Raw genomic sequence first — 21,016 nt, forward strand, 5'->3', positions numbered from 1 at the left:
CATATGCCGAAGTTCGGGACCCGCCGTCCGCTCGCCATCGCCGTGCTGGGCAGCGCGCTCGTGCTGACACTCGCCGCCTGTGGTTCGTCGGGCAGCGACAGCGGGGCGCCCGCGAGCCAACCGCCGAGTCAGGCCAGAGGCGCGCGCGGCGGCCCGGCGGCCGCGGGCACGATCGCGGCGGTCGAGGGTTCGGACATCCAGGTCCAGAATCCGGCCAACGGCCAGGTGACCGTCAAATTCTCCGGCAGCACCGTGTTCTCGCAGCAGACCGCGGCCGCACTGGCCGACGTGACCGTGGGCTCGTGTGTCCTGGTCGCCGGTACCGGCAGCCCTGTCGTGGCCCGCACGGTGGAAATCAGCGCGGCCGGCGGGAATGGCTGTGGGTTCGGGGCTCCGGGTGGTGGCGCACGACCGGAGAACGGCAACGGCAACGGTGCTCCGCCTTCGCGGCCGTCGGGCGCCCCGAGGTCGGGCGCGCCGAACCAGGCGCGTCCGACGGCGGGCAAGGTGACCGCCGTGACGAGCACCGGGTTCACCGTTGAAGAGGACAACCGGCAGACCGGTGCCACCAGTGACGTGCAGGTGACCGTGGACAGCGGAACCACCTACGGCAAAACCGCTTCCGCCGACGCGAGCGCGTTGAAGGTCGGTGAGTGCGTCGCGGCGACCGGGCAGACCGACGACACCGGCGCGGTGACCGCGAGGACCATCGCGATCAGCCAGGCGGGGCCGAACGGGTGCACGGTCGGCGGAGCCGGTGGACGTCAGCGCGGCAACGGCGGCGGGAACGGGACAGGAAACGGGAATGGCTAAGCGCTTTCGCCGGATCGCTCTGATCGCCGGGGTCCTGGTGGTCGCCGGCGGCGGCACCGCGGTGTGGGCTTCGTCCGGGTCGACGGCCGGGGGGTACCGGACCGCCACGGTGGGCCCCGGCGTGGTGACCGCGACTCTCGACGAGACCGGCACGATCCAGCCGATCAGCCGGGCGACGGTGTCGTTTCCCGGCTCCGGCCAGGTTTCCGCCGTTCCCGTCCAGGTGGGCCAGCAGGTGCACGCGGGGCAGACACTCGCACAGCTCGACACCACCACGTTGGAGGGCCAGCTCGCGTCCGCGCAGTCCGCTTTGGCCACCGCGCAGGCGAGGCTCGCCGCCGACCAGTCGGGGCAGGGTTCCGCCGCCACGAGCGGTGGTGGTGGCCGTGTCGCTCCGGCGCTCTATGTCGCGGCGGCCCCCGCACCGCCCGACCTGAAGACACAACAGGATGCCGTCACCGCCGCCCAGCACCAGGTCGACCTCGACCTGACGGCGGCATCGGCCGCGATCAGCGCGCAGCAGAAGGCGTGCCAGCCGATCGTCCAGCCGGCCACGGACACCACCACCACCACCACGAACCCGCCGACGCAGAACCAGGTGGATTCCTGCACCACGGCGATCCAGCAGGCGCAGGACGCCCAGCACACCACGGCCACCGACGAGCAGAAGCTCGCCGACGCTGAGAAAGCGCTTTCCGCAACGCTCGCGAAACTGTCCTCGACACCGTCGGGAGGCGGTACGGCGCCGAAAACCCCTCAGCCGCCCGGTTCTTCGCCGAAAACCGCGCCCGGCGGGAGTGGGTCCTCGGGCGGCGGCGCTTCGAAGTCGCAGTCGGGTGGCTCGTCGGCGACGAAGGTCATTTCCGCCGAACAGCTCGCGGCCGACCAGGCCGCCATCGACGCGGCGGACGCGCAGGTGGCGGTCGCGCAACAGAATCTCGCGGCGTCGACCCTGGTCAGTCCCATCGACGGGACCGTCGCGCAGATCGGCTTCACGGTCGGCCAGAATGCCGGTCAGCAGCACATCGTGGTGATCGGGCCCGGCGCGAACCAGGTGACCACGGCGGTGAGCGACACCGCCGCCGGCCAGATCAAACCCGGTCAGCAGGCGAGCGTGACGCCGGATGGCAGCGCCACGCCGATCACGGGCCAGGTGACGTCGATCGGGCTGTTGTCCACCACGACGTCGTCCGGCTCACCGAGTTACCCGGTAACGATCTCGCTGCCGGATTCCGCGCCGGCGCTCTTCCCCGGTGCCACGGCGTCGGTGTCGATCATCATCGGCACCACCAACGCCTCGGTGACCGTGCCGACCTCCGCACTGCATCTTCTCGGGCAGGCCGCGACCGTGACCGTGCTGACCGGTGACAAGACCGAGGTCCGCCGGGTCACCGTCGGTGTGCTCGGCGCGGCCGTGGCCGAGGTGCGATCCGGTCTGGCGAAGGGAGACCAGGTGGTGCTGGCCGATCTGAGCCAGCCGTTGCCGACCTCCAACACCAACGCGCGGGGCCTGGTCGGCGGTGGCGGTGGCGGCGGGCCGCAGCGGGGCGGCGCACCCGGCGGGGCAGGTGGCGGCGGACGCTGACGAGGGTCGTATGCCAAGTCGTTAGGTGCACAAGTTGTGGCCTCCCGATGGCACGGCTAATTTTCCGGTGTGGCGGAGAAAGAAAAACTGGTCCCCAGGCTGCGCAGGAAGTACCCCTGGCTGGATCACGTGATCAGAGCCGCCGACGCCTTCACCGAGCGTTACGGGAATCATTACGCCGCCGCGATCACCTACTTCAGCGTGCTGTCGCTGTTCCCGTTGCTGATGGTCGGTTTCTCGGTGGCGGGCTTCGTCCTGTCGGACAATGCCAGGGCGCTGAACGAACTCCGGCAGGGCATCCTGCGCTCGGCGCCGCCGGGGCTCGGCGAGTTGTTCGACAAGCTCGTGACAGCCGCGCTCGACGCGGGCAGCGCGACGGGGATCTTGGGACTGCTGGTGGCCCTCTACGCCGGTCTCGGCTGGATGACCAACCTGCGTGACGCGCTGACCGCGCAGTGGGGACAGGAACGCCCGAAACTTCCGTTGGTTTCGACGACACTGAAGGATCTGGCCTCGCTGGTCGGCCTCGGTCTCGCCATGGTCGTTTCGTTCGGCCTGACCGCGGTCGGCGGGAGTGTCGGGAATCTCCTGCTGCGCCTCGCCGGGCTGGAGAACCAGGGATGGGCGCTGTTCCTGTTGCACGCCTTGACCATCGTGCTGGCCCTGTTGGCCAACGTGCTGGTGTTCCTGTGGGTGTTTTCGCGGTTGCCGAGGCAGCCGGTCACGGCCCGCAGCGCGATCAAGGGCGCGATCATCGCCGCGATCGGGTTCGAGGTGCTCAAGCAGGCGGCGGGAATCTTCCTCGCGGCGGTGACGCGGTCCCCGGCCAGCGCCCTGTTCGGGCCCATCATCGGGTTGCTGGTGTTCGCCAACCTGGTTTCGCGGTTCCTGTTGTTCGTGGCCGCGTGGACCGCCACCGCGCGGGAGAACGTCATCCTCACCATCGCGCCTCCGCCGCCGGCGTTGATCCGGCCGCGCGTCGAGGTACGGCGGGGCGCCGGGCCGGGCGCGGTGGCAGGCGCGTTCGGTGCCGGGGCCCTGTTGGCCTGGCTGGGCCGGCGACGCTGACGGCCTGGGTTGGGAAGCAATGAATGTTTACTACGGTTCGTCCGTGTCGATCGGCGGCCGGACGAAAAGCGTGTCCGGCCGCGTGCAGCGGCCTCCGGCGGAAAGGCTCTGCGGTGGTCCCTCGCCGCTGCCGCCTCCGGCCGAGCAAACGCTCCTTCCTCCAAAACCCGGGGCGGCGGCTACCTCGTGCGCTGGGGCGCGCGGTAGGCCGCGCTTTTCCTCGCGCCGCGGCGGCGGGCGACGAGGAAGCCCACCACGATCAGTGCCGCGGCGGCGAGCGTGACCATCCAGCCCGCCAGGCCGAACGGGTCCCGCGGTGTGGTCTTGGTGGCCGCGTTGCCGGTGTTGGCGGTGCCTGCCAGCGCCTGCGGTTCGGCGCCGCCCGGTGAGGCGGTGGCGGTGGCGGTCGACGGCTCGATCCGGCCCACCGGCTCGGCGCCGGCCCGCTCCAGGCCGAAGCCGTAGTCGAGGAGCTTGGCGGCCTGGTTCACGACCGGGATCGGCTGCTGTTCGGCCCGGGTCATCACGACCGCGAGCCGTTTGCCGTCGCGTTCCGCCGCGCCGACGTAGGTGTGCCGCGCGTCGTCGGTGAACCCGGTCTTGCCGCCGAGGAAGCCCGGATACTGGCCGAGCAGCCGGTTGTCGTTGATGATCGAGTACGCCGGCTGGCCGAGCTGGGCGGGGAACTGGAAATCACGGGTGGACACGTCGGTCGCGAACTGCGGCTCCCGCATGGCCACTCCGAAGATGAGGCTCAGGTCGTAGGCCGAAGTGGACATGCCGGGCCCGTCGAGACCGGACGGGGTGGCGGCGCGAGTGTCGTCGGCGCCGATCGAGGCGGCCAGGTCGTTCATCTTCCGCACCGCCTCGGGCACGCCGCCGAGCGCGGAGGCCAGGGCGTGCGCGGCGTCGTTGCCGGAGTGCATCAACAGGCCGTGGAGCAGTTGGTCGACGGTGTAGTGGCCACCCGCGGCGAGGCCGACGCAGGTGCATTCCTGGGTGGTGTCCTCGGGGGAGGCGACGACCTCCTGGTCGGGTTTGAGCTGCTGGACCACCACCAGCGCGAGCAGGGTCTTGATCAACGAGGCCGGGCGTTCCCGCACGTGCGGGTTCTTGGCGGCGACCACGGCGCCGGTGTCGAGATCCTGCACCACCCAGGACGCCGCGGTGGTCTCCGGCGGGGCGGCGGCACCGGCGGGGACGATCGGGCCGCATCCGCCCATTCGCTGGCCGCCGACCGGCTGGGCGGGGACCGGCAACGGCGCGGGAGCGGGCTGGCCCGGCGCGGGTCTTTCCGAGGTGTCCACCGGCGGCGGTGGCGCCTCGCCGCCCGGGCAGGCGCCCTGCGCGAAGGCGGCCGGAGCCGCGGTTACCAGTGGAGGACAGACAAGGGCCAGCACGAGCGTCACGATCGAGGTGAATCTGCGCACCGGGACAGGTTAATTCAGCGGGGGCTGGCAACCGGGTGAAGAAAGCGGCATCGATCGGGGGATACTCGCGGCATGTCTCGACGTGTTTCGTTGTTCTTGTTCGGTTTCGGCGTTTGGTCCTGGGTCATCTGGATCACCTTCGTGAAGAATCTGTGGGCCAGCACCCAGTCGTGGGCGCCGGACGGCTCGGCGACCCCGTTCTTCGTGGTGCACCTGATCCTCGCGATCGTCTCCTTCGTCCTCGGCACGATCATCGGCGTGCTCGGGTGGCGTGGCTTCCGGGCGTCCCGTCGCCAGGAGTGAGGTGGCGAAAGCCCCGTTTCACCCCTTGACACGCCACTATGACCGCGGTCACACTCAGGTTCAGACCAATTGGACCAGACCACTGATGTGACAAGGTGGTGGCGGCGGTGCGGCTGCGGAAATTGTCCTGGATGGTAAGTGTTTTCGCCTGCGCCGCGGTGACGGCCGCGCTGAGCCCGGCGGCCGGAGCGGCCGGTGAGGCCGGAGTTCCGGCCGCGCAGGTGGGCGCCAACAGCCTCACGCCGACCTGGTCCGACGACTTCGACCAACCCGCGGGCACCGCCCCGGACGCCGGTCGGTGGCGGCACGACATCGGCGGCTCGGGCTGGGGCAACAACGAGCGGGAGTACTACACCGACAGCACGGCCAACGCGGCCACCGACGGTCAGGGTCACCTCGTGATCACCGCCCGCAACAACGACGCATCGGGCTATCAGTGCTGGTACGGGCCCTGCTGGTACACCTCCGCGCGGCTGTTGACCGCGCAGACCTTCACGCAGAAATACGGGCATTTCGAGGCTCGCGTGAAGATGCCGCCGGGGCAGGGGATGTGGCCCGCGTTCTGGATGCTCGGCGACGGTGGAGCGGGCTGGCCGAACAACGGCGAGATCGACATCATGGAGACCATCGGCTCCGACGAGGGCACGAACCACGGCAGTCTGCATGGCCCGGGCTACTCCGGCGGCAACCCGCTGACCGGCACCTACACCCTGCCCGGCGGGGCCCAGTTGTCCAGCGACTTCCACACCTACGCGGTGGACTGGGGGCCGAACGGGGTCGTGTGGTCGCTCGACGGGCTGGCCGTGGAAAACCACACGCGGTCCGACGCCGGCGGCAACCCGTGGGTGTTCGACCACCCGTTCTTCATGCTGCTCAACCTCGCCGTCGGCGGGAACTGGCCCGGCGACCCCAACGGTTCGACCCCGTTCCCGGCGAGCATGGTCGTCGACTACGTGCACGTCTACAGCGGGACGCCGGACCAGCCCGCCGGGCGGCTCACCGGCCTGGCCGGCAAGTGCGTGGACGACTACGCCGCTTTGACGGCCAACACGAACCCGATCAACCTCTACGACTGCAACGGCACCTCGGCCCAGACCTGGACCCGGCCGGGCGATGGCACGTTGCGCGTCCTCGGCAAGTGCCTGGACGTGGTCGGTGGTAACACCGGGGACGGCACCAAGGTCAACCTCTACGACTGCAACCAGACCGGCGCGCAGCAGTGGCAGTTCGACTCCTCCGGCGAGCTGGTCAACCCGCAGTCGGGCAAGTGCCTCGACGTGACCGACCGGAACACCGCCAACGGCACCCAGCTCCAGATCTGGACCTGCGCGAACACCGACAACCAGCACTGGAACTACGTCACGCCGGGCGCCTGAGGACCGAGGCCGGGACCAACGACAGCGGGCCGGACCCGACGCCCGGCTTCCCGGCGGTCGTGCGCCCGCCAGGGGACCGCGATTCCGTGGCTGACGGCACCACCCCGCGCGGTACTGTGGCCGTGTGGACAGGCGGGCGCTCGCGACGTTTCTGCGCCGCAGACGTGAGAAGATCCAGCCCGAGGACGTCGGCCTGCCACACGGACTCCGGCGCCGGACGCCGGGACTGCGCCGCGAGGAAGTGGCGCAACTGGCCAGCGTGTCGGTGGATCACTACAGCCGGCTGGAGCAGGCTCGGGGGAGGCACCCGTCACGTGCCGTGCTGGACGGCATCGCCCGCGCCCTGCTGCTGTCCGACCAGGAACGGGCCCATCTGTTTCACCTGGCGGGGCAGGCGCAAGAGCAGCGAGCCGAGGGGCTGTCGCGCCAAGTGACCGCCTCGACGGCGAAACTGGTCCACCGCTTGACCGACGCGCCCGCATTGGTCGTCGACGGTACTTGCCAGGTACTGGCCTGGAACTCGTTGGCCGCGGCCCTGTTCGAGGACTTCTCCGAGCTGTCCGGCCAAGACCGCAACGTCGTCCGCCGGTTCTTCCTCGACCGTGGTACCGGGCAATCGAGCTCCATGCTCGCCGCCGATGACCGGTTCGCCATCACCGCCGTCAGTTACCTGCGGATCGCGCACGCCCGCTATCCCGGCAACGCCGAAATCCAAGCCCTCATCGACGAACTGCTGGCCGCCAGCGCGGAGTTCACCCGCCTGTGGAACTCAGCAGTAGTGCGCGTCGAACACCACAACCGCCAGATGTTCCAGCACCCTCACGTCGGCCCGATAGAGCTGGACTTCGACATCCTCACCCTCCCCGACCAAGACCAACAACTGGTCATCTTCACCGCCGAGCAGGGCTCCGGCGCCTTCGAAACACTGCAACTCCTCAAGGTCATCGGCACTCAACAGTGGAGCGCCTCCACCTGATTCGTCAGGCTGGTCGCGCGGTCGACGGGAACCCCGGACGCCGCGCGATGAACGCCGGATCACCCGCTACCGGGTACGTACATCGCCACGTCGAATGATATCGGCGTCCTCGGCGGTAGCCACGTACCTTCGGTCCCTGTTTACGGTCGCTGAACCGCATCACGCTGGAGGAAACAGACTGCTGAAGACAAGCTCCATGGAGCGCTTTACGAGGAGGCATGATCACTTTGGCCCGCCAATCCGCCGAGAAGAAGGCAGTTCGGGATCTCGGTAGCCTGGTCGTCGAAGACGGGAACATCGAGGTAGCAGGCCGGCACCGTACTTATCACGAAGTCACGCCCGCCAACCTCGCGAAGGGCGCTCCGCTGCTACTGGTATTCCACGGCTCCAACCAGACCGGAAAGAAAGTCCGGGCCTTCAGCGGGTACACCTTCGACGCGCTTGCCGCGCGCCACGGCGTCCGTGTCGTTTACCTCAACGGGTACAAGGCACACTGGAACGATGGCCGGATCTCGGTCAACTTCCCGGCGCGCCGGGAGAACTACGACGACGTCGCGTTCACCCGCGCGGTGATCTCCCGTTCCGTCGACAACGGTGGCACCGACCCTTCGCGGGTCTTTGTCGCGGGTTACTCCAACGGCGGCCAGATGGTCATCCGGCTGATCCACGAAGCACCAGAATTGTTCGCCGGCGCGACCATCATCTCCGCGACCAAACCGGCCCGAGAGAATTTCATGATCGACGGCGAGCTGCGCCCCCTGCCCGTCCTGTTGATCCACGGTACCCGTGATCCGCTGGTGCCCTACAACGGTGGCATGGCCAGTTTGTGGGGCTTCCGTCCACGCGGCCTCGGCCTGTCGTTCTCGGAGAGCGCCGAATACTACGCACGGTGTAATGGCATCGACGCTGAGCCGGTGATCAGCAGGCCGCAGCCAGGCCGGCAGGCGCGGAAGACGTCGATCGAAACAGCGGACTACCGGGAAGCCGGTAAACCGTCGGTGAAAGCGGTCACCGTCCACAACGGCGGGCACGTCATTCCCAATCTCACGGCTGCCGCTCCGCGCATCATGGGACGGACAAACCAGGAGTTCGACACCGGACAAGAGATGTGGGAGTTCTACGCCGCGGAAGGAAAAGCATAAGGAGTGCCGGGCGGCCGCCTTTGGTCAGTTCGAGAAGCTCAGTGCCTCGTTGCTCGCGAGGGAAGTGCCCGACCGGAGCCCGGTCTGGTCTGATGTCGAGGAGCGGGCAGGGGCGTGGTGCGATGCCCCTGCCCGTCTCGCGGAATCAGACGCGCTTGAACAGCAAGGCGCGCTTGACCTCTTGGATCGCCTTGGTGACCTGGATGCCGCGAGGGCAGGCGTCGGTGCAGTTGAACGTGGTGCGGCAGCGCCACACGCCCTCGGCGTCGTTGAGGATGTCGAGGCGTTCTTCCGAGCCTTCGTCCCGCGAGTCGAAGATGAACCGGTGCGCGTTGACGATCGCGGCCGGGCCGAAGTACGACCCGTCGTTCCAGTACACCGGGCAGGACGAGGTGCACGCGGCACACAGGATGCACTTGGTGGTGTCGTCGAAGCGGTCGCGGTCGGCCTGGGACTGGATGCGCTCGCGGGTCGGCTCGTTGCCGTAGGCGATCAGGTACGGCTTCACCGCGCGGTAGGCCTCGAAGAAGGGCTCCATGTCGACATAGAGGTCCTTCATCGTCGGCAGGCCCTTGATCGGGGCGACGGTGATGACCGTCTCCTTGCCCTTCTTCGCCATCAGGTCCTTGACCAGGACCTTGCACGCCAGCCGGTTGATCCCGTTGATCTGCATGGCGTCGGACCCGCACACGCCGTGCGCGCACGACCGGCGGAACGACAGCGTGCCGTCGACGTAGTTCTTGATGGCGAACAACAGGTTCAGCACACGGTCCGTGGGCAGCGCCGGAACCGGGTAGGACTCCCAGTGCGGTTCTTCGTCGATTTCCGGATTGAAGCGCAGAATCCGCACCGTGACGGTGACCGCGCCTTCCGCCGCCGGGATTTCCGTTTTGACGTCTTCGCTGACCGCGGTCATCAGTACTTCCGCTCCATAGGCTCGTACCGGGTGAAGGTCACCGGCTTGTAGTCCAACCGGATGTCGGCGATGAATCCGGGAATGCCCAGGGGAGCGTCCGGACTCGGGGCCTTTCCTTCCCCGGGAAGGATCTTGTACGACATCGAGTGCCGCATGAAGTTCACGTCGTCCCGGTTCGGGTAGTCCTCGCGGGCGTGACCGCCGCGGGATTCCTTGCGCGCCAAGGCGGCGTGGACCAGCGCCTCGGCCAGGTCGAGCAGGAAGCCCAGCTCGATCGCCTCGAGCAGGTCCGTGTTGTACCGCTTCCCCTTGTCCTGCACCGAAATCCGGCCGTAGCGCTCCTTGAGCCGCTGCACGTCGGTCAGCGCCGTCTTGAGCGTCTCCTCGGTGCGGTAGACCGCGGCGTTGGTGTCCATGGTCTGCTGCAACTCGGTCCGGATGTCGGCGACGCGCTCGCCACCGTGCGCGGTGCGCAGGTGGGAGACCATGTTCTCGACCAGGCTCGCCGGGTTGTCCGGCAGATCGACGTGAGGCCGGCCCTGCGCGTACTCGGCCGCGGCGATCCCTGCCCGGCGCCCGAACACGTTGATGTCCAACAGTGAGTTGGTGCCCAGGCGGTTCGCGCCGTGCACCGAGACGCAGGCGCATTCACCGGCGGCGTAGAGCCCGGGGATCACCGTGTCGTTGTCGCGCAGCGCTTCACCGTGCACATTGGTGGGGATGCCACCCATCGCGTAGTGCGCAGTCGGGTACACCGGCACCGGCTCGGTCACCGGGTCGACGCCGAGATAGGTGCGCGCGAACTCGGTGATGTCGGGCAGCTTCGCCTCCAGCACCTCGGCCCCGAGGTGCGTGCAGTCCAGCAGCACGTAATCCTTGTGCGGGCCCGCGCCCCGGCCTTCGAGCACTTCGAGCACCATCGAACGGGCGACGATGTCCCGCGGCGCGAGGTCCTTGATTGTGGGGGCGTAGCGCTCCATGAACCGCTCGCCGTCGGCGTTGCGCAGGATCGCGCCCTCGCCCCGGGCCCCTTCGGTGAGCAGGATGCCCAGCCCGGCCAGGCCGGTCGGGTGGAACTGGTAGAACTCGATGTCCTCCAGCGGCAGGCCCTTGCGGTAGTAGATGCCCATCCCGTCGCCGGTCAGGGTGTGCGCGTTCGAGGTGGTCTTGAAGACCTTCCCGAACCCGCCGGTGGCGAACACGATCGACTTGGCCTGGAAGACGTGGATTTCGCCGGTGGCGAGTTCGTACGCGACCGCCCCGGTGGCGACCGGGCCGTCCTCGGTGTCGGTGATCACGACGTCCAGCACGTAGAACTCGTTGAAGAACTCGATCCCGTGCTTGACGCAGTTTTGGTAGAGCGTCTGGAGGATCATGTGACCGGTGCGGTCCGCGGCGTAGCAGGCTCGGCGGACCGCGGCCTTGCCGTGGTCGCGGGTGTGCCCGCCGAAGCGCCGCTGGTCGATCTTGCCTTCGGGGGTCCGGTTGAACGGCAGGCCCATCTTCTCCAGGTCGAGGACCGCGTCGATGGCCTCCTTCGCCATGATCTCGGCCGCGTCCTGGTCGGTCAGGTAGTCACCACCCTTGACCGTGTCGAAGGTGTGCCACTCCCAGTTGTCCTCTTCGACGTTCGCCAGCGCGGCGCACATGCCGCCCTGGGCCGCGCCGGTGTGCGAGCGGGTCGGGTAGAGCTTGGTGAGGACCGCGGTGCGGGCGCGCTGGCCCGCTTCGAGGGCGGCGCGCATCCCCGCGCCACCCGCGCCCACGATCACCACGTCGTACTTGTGGAACTGCATAACGGCTTCCTTGGGATCAGCTCGCGATGTTCGGGTCGAAGGTGAAGATCACCAGGGTGCCGGCGAACAGGATGATCGCCATCGCGACGTAGAGCAGGATCTTCAGCCAGAACCGCGTCGAATCCTTGCGCGCGTAGTCGTCGATGATGGTGCGCAACCCGTTGCCGCCGTGGATTTCGGCGAGCCAGAGCATCGCCAGATCCCAGAACTGCCAGAACGGCGAGGCCCACCGACCGGCGACGAAACCGAAGTTGATCCGGTGCACACCGCCGTCGAGGATGTTCATGATGAACAGGTGGCCGAGCACCAGGATGACCAGCGCGACGCCGGAGATCCGCATGAACAGCCAGCTGTAGAGCTCGAAGTTGCCCCGGCGGGCGGCCGGCCTGCGCGGGGAACGTGGCTTGTCGAGTACGAGGGATTCGTCCGGCATCAGTGCGCGCCTCCGAACAGCGTGGACGCCGTGCGCCAGAGCATCACGATCGCGCCCGGGATCATCACGGCGAACCAGATCACCAGGATCGTCCACAGCATCGGCCGCTGGTACTTCGGGCCCTTGGCCCAGAAGTCGACCAGCATCACCCGGATGCCGTTCAGCGCGTGGTAGAGCACCGCGCCGACGAGACCGACCTCGAGGAGGTTGACGATCGGGGTCTTGTAGGTCTCGATCACCTGGTTGTAGGTGTCCGGCGAAACCCGGACGAGTGCGGTGTCGAGCACGTGGACGAACAGGAAGAAAAAGGTGAGCACGCCGGTGATCCGGTGCGCGACCCAGGACCACATACCCGGGTCGCCCCGGTAGAAGGTGCCTTTCCGGCGTGGGTCACCAGCCCGATCGCTCGCCGCCGCCTCGCGGGCGGTGCTGGCCGTGGTGGACATCGGTAGTGCGGCCTCCAACATCATGGTTGGAGCTCGTGAAATTCAACGAGCTTCGATACTTCGGATGCTAAACCCGCAGCCAGACGCCTCCTCACGCTCGGGCGGACCGTTGTGATCGACCAGACACTCAGCGCGTGGCCCATCTCACTCATGGCGGCCATCGGCCAGTGGTAGCCCCGGCGTGGACGAGTCCAAACAAACATTTCGGTTACGTGAATGCTTTTCGGTATGGGCCTCGTCGCCCGGACCGGTACCGTTCGCCAGTCGAGCCCGGCGAAGAGATGGCCGGGCCGTTGTTCGGCCCGCTGGACCTCAGCGGCAGGAGGGAGATGCACGTGCGCAGCAGCCGGAGAACCCGGAGCACGGTGGTACTGTGCGGTTCGTTCCCAATCCGACGGCAGCCACGGCGGAAATGGGTGTCTACGAGCGGGTCGGCTGCAGACCGTATCCGCCTACCTTCGGTCGCATTGGTAACGGCGACGGCGCTGGCCGGAGTGCTGGCCCTGGCCGGGTGTGCCAAGGACTCGAGTGGCGGGGGCGGCGGTGGCAAGACCGACTCCGCGTCCGGGTCCTGTGTGACGTCCACCGCTCCTGCCGCACCGGCGGGTTCGACGTCCTCCAGCGCCGCGGGCGCCAAGGTCGACGCGAGCGCCATGCGGATCGGCCTCTCCTACGACATCGGCGGCCGTGGTGACGCCTCGTTCAACGACGCGGCCGCCGCCGGGGTCGACAAGGCCAAGGCCGACTTCGGGGTGCGCGACGTGAGCGAGAGCACGGCGGGCCCGAGCGAGGACGAGGCGGCCAAGGAGCAGCGCCTGAGCCAGCAGGCCACCAACGGCTACAACCCGGTGATCGCGATCGGGTTCGCCTACGCGGACGCGGTCAAGGCGGTCGCCACGAAGTTCCCGAACACGAAGTTCGCGATCATCGACGACGATTCGATCAGCCTGCCGAACGTGACGCCGCTGGTGTTCTCCGAGGAGCAGGGCTCGTTCCTGGTCGGGGTCGCGGCCGTCTACAAGAGCAAGAAGTGTCACGTCGGGTTCGTCGGCGGGGTGAACACGCCGCTGATCCAGAAGTTCCAGGCGGGCTTCGACCAGGGCGCGAAGGCGGCTTCGAGCAAGGTCGTCATCGAGGACCAGTACCTCACCCCGGCCGGTGACTTCTCCGGGTTCCAGGACCCGGCGAAGGGCAACGTGGTCGCCGCGGCCGAGATCAGCAAGGGCGCGGACGTCGTCTACCACGCGGCGGGCGCGTCCGGGAAGGGCGTGTTCGAGGCGGCCAAGTCGGCCAACGCGCTCGCCATCGGCGTGGACTCCGATCAGTACAACCAGAAGACGGTCGCCAACAGCAAGGACGTGATCATCACGTCCATGCTCAAGCGGGTGGACGTCGCGGTGTACGACTACATCGTGGCCGTGGCCACGAACACGCTGGGCTCGCTGCCCAAGCGGTTCGACCTCAAGGTCGACGGCGTGGGGTATGCCACCTCCGGCGGCAAGATCGACGACGTCGTGCCCGCCCTTCAGGGGTACCGGCAGCAGATCATCGACGGCAAGATCACCGTGGCCACCACACCCAGGTAACGAGCGTCCAGGCGGCGGGCTCGGGGCTCCAGCGCCCCGAGCCCTTCCGCCGTTTTCAGGAGCTTCATGAGCGACACAGAAGTGGTTGTCGAGCTGTCCGGGATCACCAAACGGTTCCCGGGCGTGGTCGCCAACTCCGACGTCAACCTCACCGTCCGCGCCGGCGAGGTGCACGCGGTGTGCGGTGAGAACGGGGCCGGCAAGTCGACCCTGATGAAGATCCTCTACGGGATGCAGCAACCCGACGAGGGCACCATCTCCCTCCGCGGCGAGCGGGTCCGGCTGCGCAATCCGCAGGACGCGATCCGCGCGGGGATCGGCATGGTGCACCAGCACTTCATGCTCGCCGACAACCTGACCGTGCTGGAAAACGTGGTGCTGGGCGCGGAGTCCTCGCTGGGCATCGGGCGCAGGGCCAGGGCACGGGTGGCCGAACTCGCCGCGACGACCGGTCTCGAGGCGTCTGCCGGCACGCTGGTGGAACGCCTCGGGGTGGCGGACCGGCAGCGGGTGGAGATCATCAAGGTGCTCTACCGGGGCGCGCGGATCATCATCCTCGACGAGCCGACCGCCGTGCTCGTGCCGCAGGAGGTCGAGTCCCTGTTCCGCACGGTGCGTGAGATGGCCGCGGACGGGATCACCTTCGTCTTCATCTCCCACAAGCTGGACGAGGTGCGCGCGATCGCCGACCGGGTCACGGTGATCCGGCGCGGTACCACCGTCGGCACGGTGGATCCGAAGGAGATCAGCACGCGCGAGCTGGCCGAGATGATGGTCGGTTCGCAGTTGCCCGCGCCCGGCACACGGGAGTCCACTGTGGCCGGTCACGACGTGTTGCGGGTTTCGGACCTGCTGCTGGAAACCGAAGGGTCCACGCGTGCCGTGCTCGACGACGTGTCCTTCACCCTGCACGCGGGTGAGGTGCTCGGTATCGCGGGCGTGGAGGGCAACGGGCAGACCGAACTGGTCGAGACCATTATCGGGATGCGCAAGGCGAGCGCGGGGACCATCGAGCTGGTCGACGGAGCCGGAAACGTCCGTGATCTGACCCGGCTCGGCACGCTCGCCCGTCGCGAGGCGGGCATCGGTTACATCGCCGAGGACCGCACGCGTCACGGGCTCCTGCTGACGGAACCGTTGTGGTTCAACAGAATTCTCGGCTACCAGTCACGTGAACCGGTCTCCAAAGGACACTTGCTCGACCTCGCGGGCACCCGCCGGGACACCGAGCGGATCGTGCGCGACTACGACGTGCGTACACCCGGCATCGACGTGCCGGCAGCCGCCCTGTCCGGCGGGAACCAGCAGAAACTCGTGGTGGGGCGGGAACTTTCGGGTGCTCCGGTGCTGTTGATCGCGGCACATCCCACGCGAGGTGTCGACGTGGGCGCACAGGCGCTGATCTGGGAGCGGATCCGGGCCGCGGGCCGGGACGGGCTGGCCGTGCTGCTGATCTCGGCCGACCTCGACGAGCTGATCGGGTTGTCCGACACGATCCGCGTGATGCTGCGCGGGCGGCTGGTCGCCGAAGCCGACCCCGCCACGGTGACACCGCAACAACTCGGCTCCGCGATGACGGGGGCAGGCTCATGACTTCGTGGCGTACCAAGGTGCTTCCGCCGTTGCTGGCGATCGTGTTCTCGGTGCTGGTGTGCTCCGTGGCGCTGGTGATCTCCGGTGCGGACCCGATTCGCGCCTACGGCACCATGATCGGCCAGCTGGGCAAGGGCACGACGGCGGTCGACACGGTCAACCTGGCCACGATCTACTACCTGTCCGGGCTCTCGGTGGCCATCGGCTTCCAGATGAACCTGTTCAACATCGGGGTCGAGGGCCAGTACCGCTTCGCCGCGGTGGTGGCCGCCATCGCCGGCGGCGCGCTGCGCCTGCCGCCCGTCGTGCACACCGCGGTGATCATCCTGATCGCGCTCGCGGCGGGCGCGCTCTACGCCGCGCTGCCCGCGATCCTCAAGGTCACGCGCGGAGTCAGCGAGGTCATCTCGACGATCATGCTCAACGCGATCGTCAGCGGGATCGTGGCCTTCCTGATCAACCCGTCGCAGTTCGGCGTGCTCACCGGCAACAACCTTCGCACGCAACCGATTCCGCCGTCCGGCACCGTGCCGGGCATTCCGGTCGGCGGCGCGACCCTGTTCGGGTTCGTGATCATCGTCGTGGTGATCGGCGTCGGGTACTGGTTCATGCTGGGCCGCACCCGCTTCGGGTTCGAGCTCAAGGCGAGTGGCGAATCCGCCACGGCGGCGGCCGCGGGCGGGGTCAGCGCGAAACGCATGACGATGATCGCCATGCTGCTCTCGGGCGCGGTCGCCGGCCTGATCGCGATGCCGGAACTGCTCGGCCGTGACCACAACTACGCGATCACCTCGACCCAGGGGTACGGCTTCACCGGTATCGCGGTGGCGCTGCTGGGCCGCAACCATCCGGGCGGGATCGCCCTGGGCGCCCTGTTGTGGGCGTTCCTGGACAAGTCCGCGGTTTCACTGGAACAGGTGAATGTGCCCAAGGAGATCGCCACGATCATGCAGGGTGCCATCGTGCTGTCGGTGGTCGTGGCCTACGAGGTCGTCCGGCGGGCGGACCTGACCGCGATGCAGCGCCGGGTGGGCCGCGCGCTGGCGGGCGGGCCGGCGAGTGTCAGCGAAGGGGGTGCGATCTGATGGTCGTCACCGACGAGAACCCCTCGGCGGCGCCGGTCACGGTGCCTGTCGCCCCCAAGCGGCGTCTGCCGGGCTGGGCCCGGAGCGTGCTGTGGGCGGTCGGCGTGGTCGCCGTGCTGTCGACCGCTTCCTATCTCACCGGCGTCAACACGCTGACCTCGACGAACACCGCGCAGATCGCGTTGCGCCTGGCGTTGCCCATCCTGCTGGCCGGGCTGGGCGGTCTGTGGTCGGAACGCTCGGGCGTGATCAACATCGGGCTCGAGGGCATGATGATCCTCGGCACCTGGGGAGCCGCCTGGGGCGCGTATCACGGTGGCGTGTGGGCCGGACTGGGCGCGGCGATCGTCTTCGGCGCGCTGGGCGGGCTGCTGCACGCGGTGGCGACCGTGACGTTCAACGTCAACCACATCGTCTCCGGGGTCGCGATCAACCTGCTCGGCCTGGGTGTCGCGAAGTATCTGTCCACCCTGATCTTCCAGCCGTTGTCCGGCAATCCCCGGCAGTCGCCGCCCGTGCCGACCTTCGACACCTATTCGGCGACGTTCCTGTCCGACTGGCTCAGCGGGCTGGAACAGCAGCAACGGGTCGGGATTTCCGACGCGGCCGGGTTGCTCAACGGCCTGGTGACCGGCGTCGCGCCGCTGACGATGATCGCGATTCTGCTGGTGCCGTTGAGCTATCTCGTGTTGTGGAAGACACGGTTCGGGCTGCGGCTGCGTTCCTGTGGGGAGAACCCGGTGGCCGCCGAGTCGCTGGGGATCAGCGTGTACCGGTACAAGTACGTCGCGGTGCTGATTTCCGGCGGACTGGCCGGGATGGGCGGCGCCGCGCTCGTGCTGCTCGCCGGCGGCGGTGGGTATCTGGAGAACCAGACGAACAACCGCGGTTACATCGGCCTGGCCGCGATGATCTTCGGCAACTGGCGGCCGGGCGGTCTGCTCGGTGGCGCGGCGCTGTTCGGTTACGCGGACGGGTTGCGGCTTTCCGGTGGCGGCAAGGCCGTGCTGGCGCTGATGTACGGCCTGGTGTTGCTGCTGGTGGTGATCGTGGTCGTGCAGTTGATCCGGCGTCAGTGGCTCGCCGCGGCGCTCGGCGTGCTCGGCGCGGGGGTGCTTTACTGGATCTACTGGGCCAACGACGACCTGCCGAGCGATCTGACCCCGTACACCGCGCACTTCGTGACGCTGATCGTGCTCGCCGCGGCTTCGCAGCGATTGCGGCCCCCGCGCGCGGACGGGGCTCGTTACCAATCCGGCCAAAGGTAGGCGGAGACTCCTCCGCGGCCAATCCGCTTGTAGTCACCCGTTTCCGCCGTGGCTGTGGTCTGATGGGTAACGGACAGCACAGTATCGCCGGGGCGAAGGGAACTGATTTGTCTACTGAGGACGGTGCCGGTCTCTTCGACTGGGACGCGTTGCGGGCACGGGCGGTCCACGCCGCGGGTGACGCCTACGCACCCTATTCGGGGTTGCTGGTCGGTGTCGCGGGCCTGACCGATGACGGTCGGATCGTGGTGGGCTGCAATGTGGAAAACGCTTCCTACGGGCTCAGCCTGTGCGCGGAGTGCACGATGGCGGGGCAGTTGCGGCTCTCCGGAGGCGGGCGGCTGGTGGCGGTCGCGTGCCAGTCGGGCAGCGGCGAGTTGCTGATGCCGTGCGGCCGCTGCCGTCAGGTCCTCTACGAGTTCGGCGGAGCGGACTGCCTGGTCGACTCCCCGTCCGGGCCGCGACCGCTGTCGTCGTTGTTGCCCGAGGCGTTCGGCCCCGACGACGTTCCCGGCTCATGACTTTCACGGCGGTAGAGGTCATCCGGGCGAAACGGGACGGCGAGCGGCTGTCCGGCGAGCAGATCGCGTGGGTCGTGGACGCCTACACGCGCGGTGTCGTCGCCGAGGAGCAGATGTCCGCGCTGGCCATGGCGATCTTCCTGCGGGGCATGCAGGCGGAGGAGATCGCGGCCTGGACCGGCGCCATGATCGACTCAGGGGAGCGGCTGGTGCTGCCCGTCGCCCGGCCCACCGTGGACAAGCACTCCACCGGCGGCGTCGGTGACAAGATCACGTTGCCCCTGGCGCCACTGGTCGCGACGTGCGGAGCCGCGGTGCCCCAACTGTCCGGACGCGGCCTCGGGCACACCGGCGGCACGCTCGACAAACTGGAGTCCATCCCGGGCTGGCGGGCCGAGCTTTCGCCGGAAGAGATCGCGCGGCAGCTCACCGAGGTCGGTGCCGTGATCTGCGCGGCGACGGAGAACCTGGCTCCGGCGGATCGCAAGCTGTACGCGCTGCGAGACGTGACCGGCACGGTCGAGTCCATCCCGCTGATCGCGAGTTCGATCATGAGCAAGAAGATCGCCGAAGGGGCGTCCGGCCTGGTGCTCGACGTCAAGGCGGGGTCCGGCGCCTTCATGAAGACCGTGGAGGACGCCAGGGAACTCGCGCACACGCTGGTCGAACTCGGCATGGCGCACGGCGTGGCCACGCGGGCGGTGCTGACCGCGATGGACACCCCGCTCGGCCGGGCCGTGGGCAACGCGGTCGAGGTGGCCGAGGCCGTCGAGGTGCTACGCGGCGGTGGTCCGGCGGACGTCGTGGAACTGACGTGCGTGCTGGCGCGGGAAATGCTCGCCGTGGGCGGATTGTCCACAATGGATCCTGCTGAGGTGCTGGCTTCCGGGGCCGCCTACGAAACCTGGTGCCGGATGATCAGCGCCCAGGGCGGCGACCCCGAGGCGCCGTTGCCCACGCCTCGGCACGTTCATGTCGTCGAATCCGTTCGCGACGGGGTTCTGTCTACATTGGACGCCTATGCCGTCGGGGTGGCCGCGTGGCGACTCGGCGCGGGCAGGGCGCGCCGGGGAGAGCCGGTGCAGCATGCGGCCGGCATCTTGTGCCACGCCAAGCCGGGCGATGCCGTCGTGTCCGGGCAGCCGTTGCTGGAACTGCACACTGATACCCCCGATGCGATTCCGTTCGCGCTGGAGGCGTTGGAAAGCGCTTTCTCCTACGACGACTCCGCTGTGCCGAGAGAAAGCGTCGTCATCGAAATCGTGTGAGCCCGCCGGTGTCGTCAGCCCAGTGAAACCGTGCCGTCTTCGGAGATGTGCCAGGTGGGATTGTGGGCGATCTCCCAGACGATGCCGTTCGGATCGCGGACATGGGCGTGGAAGATGCCGCCGAATTCGCTGGGCCGCGGCTCTTTCAGCACGGTCCCGCCGGCGGCGGCCATGGTGTCCACAACCGACCGGACCTCTTCAGGGCTGTCGACGTTGTGCGAGACCGTCACACCGGAGACCGTGGCATGGTCGGTACCGTCGGCAAGATCACGGTTGAAACTCGCCGCATCGAACAGACCCAGTACCACGCCCGGCGCTACCTGGAAGAAGATGATCTCGCCCGGTACGTCGAGCAGCGGACGCCAGCCCAGCGCGTCCGCATAGAAGCGACGCGCGGCGTCCAGATCGGCGGTCGCGAAGGTCATGAAATGCACGTTTTGCCGCACTATGTCCCCTTTCGTCGTCGATCAACCTAGAGCCTGGCCTCGAGCCAGGAGGAGAGGGGGGCAGGTAGCTCTCTTTCGGGGGTGTTATTTCGTGCCGATGATGCAGCGGGCCATGCCGGGAACCCTGACCCGGCCGTCTTCTTCGTAGGTGCTGACCTTGTCGATGACAGCTTTCGCGATCCGCTCCCGCGCTGCTTCGCCGACCTGTTGAAGCGCCGCGGCGGCGAGCGAGACGTGCTCGCTGAGCATTTCCCAATACTGCGCGGGTGACCGGGTCACGAGTTCTACCTCGACATCCCACTCGGCGACGTCGTGGAACCCCGCGGCCTCATACAGGGCACTGACATATCCCGGTGCGGCGCACCTGAACATGTTCGGCCCGGCCGGGTCGGGCGGCGGCAACTCCACCTCGGTCCCGATCGCCTGCATGGCGATCGCCGTCCATAAGTTTTCCTCGGGTTTGACCCATACCGAAGAGCAGAGACGCCCACCCGGCCTGAGTACGCGCGCGAACTCGGCGGTCGCTTTGACGAGGTCGGGAAAGAACATGTAGCCGAACCGTACCGAGATACTGTCGAAGGTCGTGTCACCGAAAGGGAGATCGTCGGCGCTGCACACCTTGGTCTCGAAATTGGTGACCCCTTGTGCGCTCCCCCTACGCGTCGCGACATCCAGCATCTCGGCCGAAAGGTCGGTCAGAACGACGTGCCCCCTCGGCGCGAGCGTGGCGACGGTCAGCCCGGGCTCGCCCGTGCCCGCGGCGATGTCGAGATGCCGCTGATCGTCGGCGATGCCGAGACGCTCGATCATCGCCGCGCCGACCGGGCGCAGCTGGTCCATGATGATCGAGTCCCACTTTTCCCAACTCGTGGAAAGTCCCGCCCACGTCTCTCGCTGACCGTTCCGGATTTCGTCACCGTTCGGCATCGGCCCTCCCGCGATCGGATTGATCCACCGAACACGAA

General features: G+C 68.0%; 20 protein-coding genes. 13 read left to right on the plus strand and 7 right to left on the minus strand.

Going from position 1 to position 21,016, the window contains the following annotated elements:
• The first annotated feature begins 3 nt into the window (after positions 1 to 3).
• From ACFSXZ_RS35000 to yhjD, 3 genes are all read left to right on the plus strand, one after another.
• Positions 4 to 813 (plus strand): DUF5666 domain-containing protein, encoded by an 810-nt coding sequence (locus ACFSXZ_RS35000; protein WP_378270199.1) that lies wholly within the window; start codon positions 4 to 6, stop codon positions 811 to 813.
• Positions 806 to 2,398 carry an efflux RND transporter periplasmic adaptor subunit gene (locus ACFSXZ_RS35005; RefSeq protein ID WP_378270200.1) on the plus strand — a complete coding sequence of 531 codons (1,593 nt, stop codon included), beginning with the start codon at positions 806 to 808 and terminating at the stop codon, positions 2,396 to 2,398. The genes ACFSXZ_RS35000 and ACFSXZ_RS35005 overlap by 8 nt, the downstream gene beginning before the upstream one ends.
• 69 nt (positions 2,399 to 2,467) lie before the next feature.
• A complete protein-coding gene (yhjD, locus tag ACFSXZ_RS35010; RefSeq protein ID WP_378270202.1) occupies positions 2,468 to 3,466 on the plus strand; it encodes an inner membrane protein YhjD in 999 nt (332 codons plus the stop codon).
• A gap of 179 nt (positions 3,467 to 3,645) precedes the next feature.
• On the opposite strand, the gene ACFSXZ_RS35015 is transcribed toward yhjD, so the two are convergent.
• Entirely contained in the window at positions 3,646 to 4,896 is a 1,251-nt protein-coding gene (locus ACFSXZ_RS35015) for a D-alanyl-D-alanine carboxypeptidase family protein (RefSeq protein WP_378270204.1), read from the minus strand.
• Between the two features lie 72 nt (positions 4,897 to 4,968).
• Here ACFSXZ_RS35015 and ACFSXZ_RS35020 point away from each other — a divergent pair, with 72 nt between their 5' ends.
• From ACFSXZ_RS35020 to ACFSXZ_RS35035, 4 genes are all read left to right on the plus strand, one after another.
• Positions 4,969 to 5,199: an SCO4848 family membrane protein gene (locus ACFSXZ_RS35020; RefSeq protein WP_378270205.1), complete on the plus strand. Its 231-nt coding sequence runs from the start codon at positions 4,969 to 4,971 to the stop codon at positions 5,197 to 5,199.
• 131 nt (positions 5,200 to 5,330) lie between these two features.
• Complete coding sequence (locus ACFSXZ_RS35025) at positions 5,331 to 6,575, plus strand: ricin-type beta-trefoil lectin domain protein (RefSeq protein WP_378270207.1); 1,245 nt, start codon at positions 5,331 to 5,333, stop codon at positions 6,573 to 6,575.
• A gap of 124 nt (positions 6,576 to 6,699) precedes the next feature.
• Positions 6,700 to 7,551, plus strand: coding sequence for a helix-turn-helix transcriptional regulator (locus ACFSXZ_RS35030; protein ID WP_378270208.1), 852 nt, complete (start codon positions 6,700 to 6,702; stop codon positions 7,549 to 7,551).
• A gap of 218 nt (positions 7,552 to 7,769) precedes the next feature.
• Positions 7,770 to 8,693, plus strand: a complete 924-nt coding sequence (locus ACFSXZ_RS35035) for an alpha/beta hydrolase family esterase (protein WP_378270210.1) — start codon at positions 7,770 to 7,772, stop codon at positions 8,691 to 8,693.
• Between the two features lie 145 nt (positions 8,694 to 8,838).
• On the opposite strand, the gene ACFSXZ_RS35040 is transcribed toward ACFSXZ_RS35035, so the two are convergent.
• Genes ACFSXZ_RS35040 through sdhC form a run of 4 tightly spaced genes read right to left on the minus strand, consistent with a single transcriptional unit; the run spans position 8,839 to position 12,284 of the window.
• Positions 8,839 to 9,609 carry a succinate dehydrogenase iron-sulfur subunit gene (locus ACFSXZ_RS35040; protein ID WP_378270212.1) on the minus strand — a complete coding sequence of 257 codons (771 nt, stop codon included), beginning with the start codon at positions 9,607 to 9,609 and terminating at the stop codon, positions 8,839 to 8,841.
• Entirely contained in the window at positions 9,609 to 11,405 is a 1,797-nt protein-coding gene (gene sdhA / locus ACFSXZ_RS35045; protein ID WP_378270213.1) for a succinate dehydrogenase flavoprotein subunit, read from the minus strand. Before sdhA ends, ACFSXZ_RS35040 begins: the two co-directional genes overlap by 1 nt.
• Positions 11,406 to 11,421: 16 nt before the next feature.
• Entirely contained in the window at positions 11,422 to 11,838 is a 417-nt protein-coding gene (locus ACFSXZ_RS35050) for a succinate dehydrogenase hydrophobic membrane anchor subunit (RefSeq protein ID WP_378270215.1), read from the minus strand.
• A complete protein-coding gene (gene sdhC / locus ACFSXZ_RS35055) occupies positions 11,838 to 12,284 on the minus strand; it encodes a succinate dehydrogenase, cytochrome b556 subunit (RefSeq protein ID WP_378270450.1) in 447 nt (148 codons plus the stop codon). The genes ACFSXZ_RS35050 and sdhC overlap by 1 nt, the downstream gene beginning before the upstream one ends.
• 467 nt (positions 12,285 to 12,751) lie before the next feature.
• Between sdhC and ACFSXZ_RS35060 the strand changes: the two genes are divergently transcribed.
• The 6 genes from ACFSXZ_RS35060 (at position 12,752) to ACFSXZ_RS35085 (ending at position 19,605) form a co-directional block, all read left to right on the plus strand.
• Complete coding sequence (locus ACFSXZ_RS35060) at positions 12,752 to 13,870, plus strand: BMP family lipoprotein (protein WP_378270216.1); 1,119 nt, start codon at positions 12,752 to 12,754, stop codon at positions 13,868 to 13,870.
• A gap of 66 nt (positions 13,871 to 13,936) precedes the next feature.
• Complete coding sequence (locus ACFSXZ_RS35065) at positions 13,937 to 15,463, plus strand: ABC transporter ATP-binding protein (protein ID WP_378270217.1); 1,527 nt, start codon at positions 13,937 to 13,939, stop codon at positions 15,461 to 15,463.
• On the plus strand, positions 15,460 to 16,548 hold the full coding sequence (locus ACFSXZ_RS35070) for an ABC transporter permease (RefSeq protein WP_378270219.1): 1,089 nt from the start codon (positions 15,460 to 15,462) through the stop codon (positions 16,546 to 16,548). Before ACFSXZ_RS35065 ends, ACFSXZ_RS35070 begins: the two co-directional genes overlap by 4 nt.
• Positions 16,548 to 17,816 (plus strand): ABC transporter permease, encoded by a 1,269-nt coding sequence (locus ACFSXZ_RS35075; protein WP_378270221.1) that lies wholly within the window; start codon positions 16,548 to 16,550, stop codon positions 17,814 to 17,816. The genes ACFSXZ_RS35070 and ACFSXZ_RS35075 overlap by 1 nt, the downstream gene beginning before the upstream one ends.
• A gap of 107 nt (positions 17,817 to 17,923) precedes the next feature.
• On the plus strand, positions 17,924 to 18,337 hold the full coding sequence (locus ACFSXZ_RS35080) for a cytidine deaminase (RefSeq protein ID WP_378270223.1): 414 nt from the start codon (positions 17,924 to 17,926) through the stop codon (positions 18,335 to 18,337).
• Positions 18,334 to 19,605, plus strand: a complete 1,272-nt coding sequence (locus ACFSXZ_RS35085; RefSeq protein ID WP_378270225.1) for a thymidine phosphorylase — start codon at positions 18,334 to 18,336, stop codon at positions 19,603 to 19,605. Before ACFSXZ_RS35080 ends, ACFSXZ_RS35085 begins: the two co-directional genes overlap by 4 nt.
• Positions 19,606 to 19,619: 14 nt before the next feature.
• Here ACFSXZ_RS35085 and ACFSXZ_RS35090 read toward each other — a convergent pair whose 3' ends face one another.
• Entirely contained in the window at positions 19,620 to 20,030 is a 411-nt protein-coding gene (locus tag ACFSXZ_RS35090; RefSeq protein WP_378270227.1) for a VOC family protein, read from the minus strand.
• Between the two features lie 105 nt (positions 20,031 to 20,135).
• On the minus strand, positions 20,136 to 20,978 hold the full coding sequence (locus tag ACFSXZ_RS35095) for a class I SAM-dependent methyltransferase (protein ID WP_378270229.1): 843 nt from the start codon (positions 20,976 to 20,978) through the stop codon (positions 20,136 to 20,138).
• Positions 20,979 to 21,016: the final 38 nt, after the last annotated feature.

It is taken from the genome of Amycolatopsis pigmentata (genome assembly GCF_042684065.1).
In the GTDB taxonomy this organism is placed as follows: domain Bacteria; phylum Actinomycetota; class Actinomycetes; order Mycobacteriales; family Pseudonocardiaceae; genus Amycolatopsis_E; species Amycolatopsis_E pigmentata.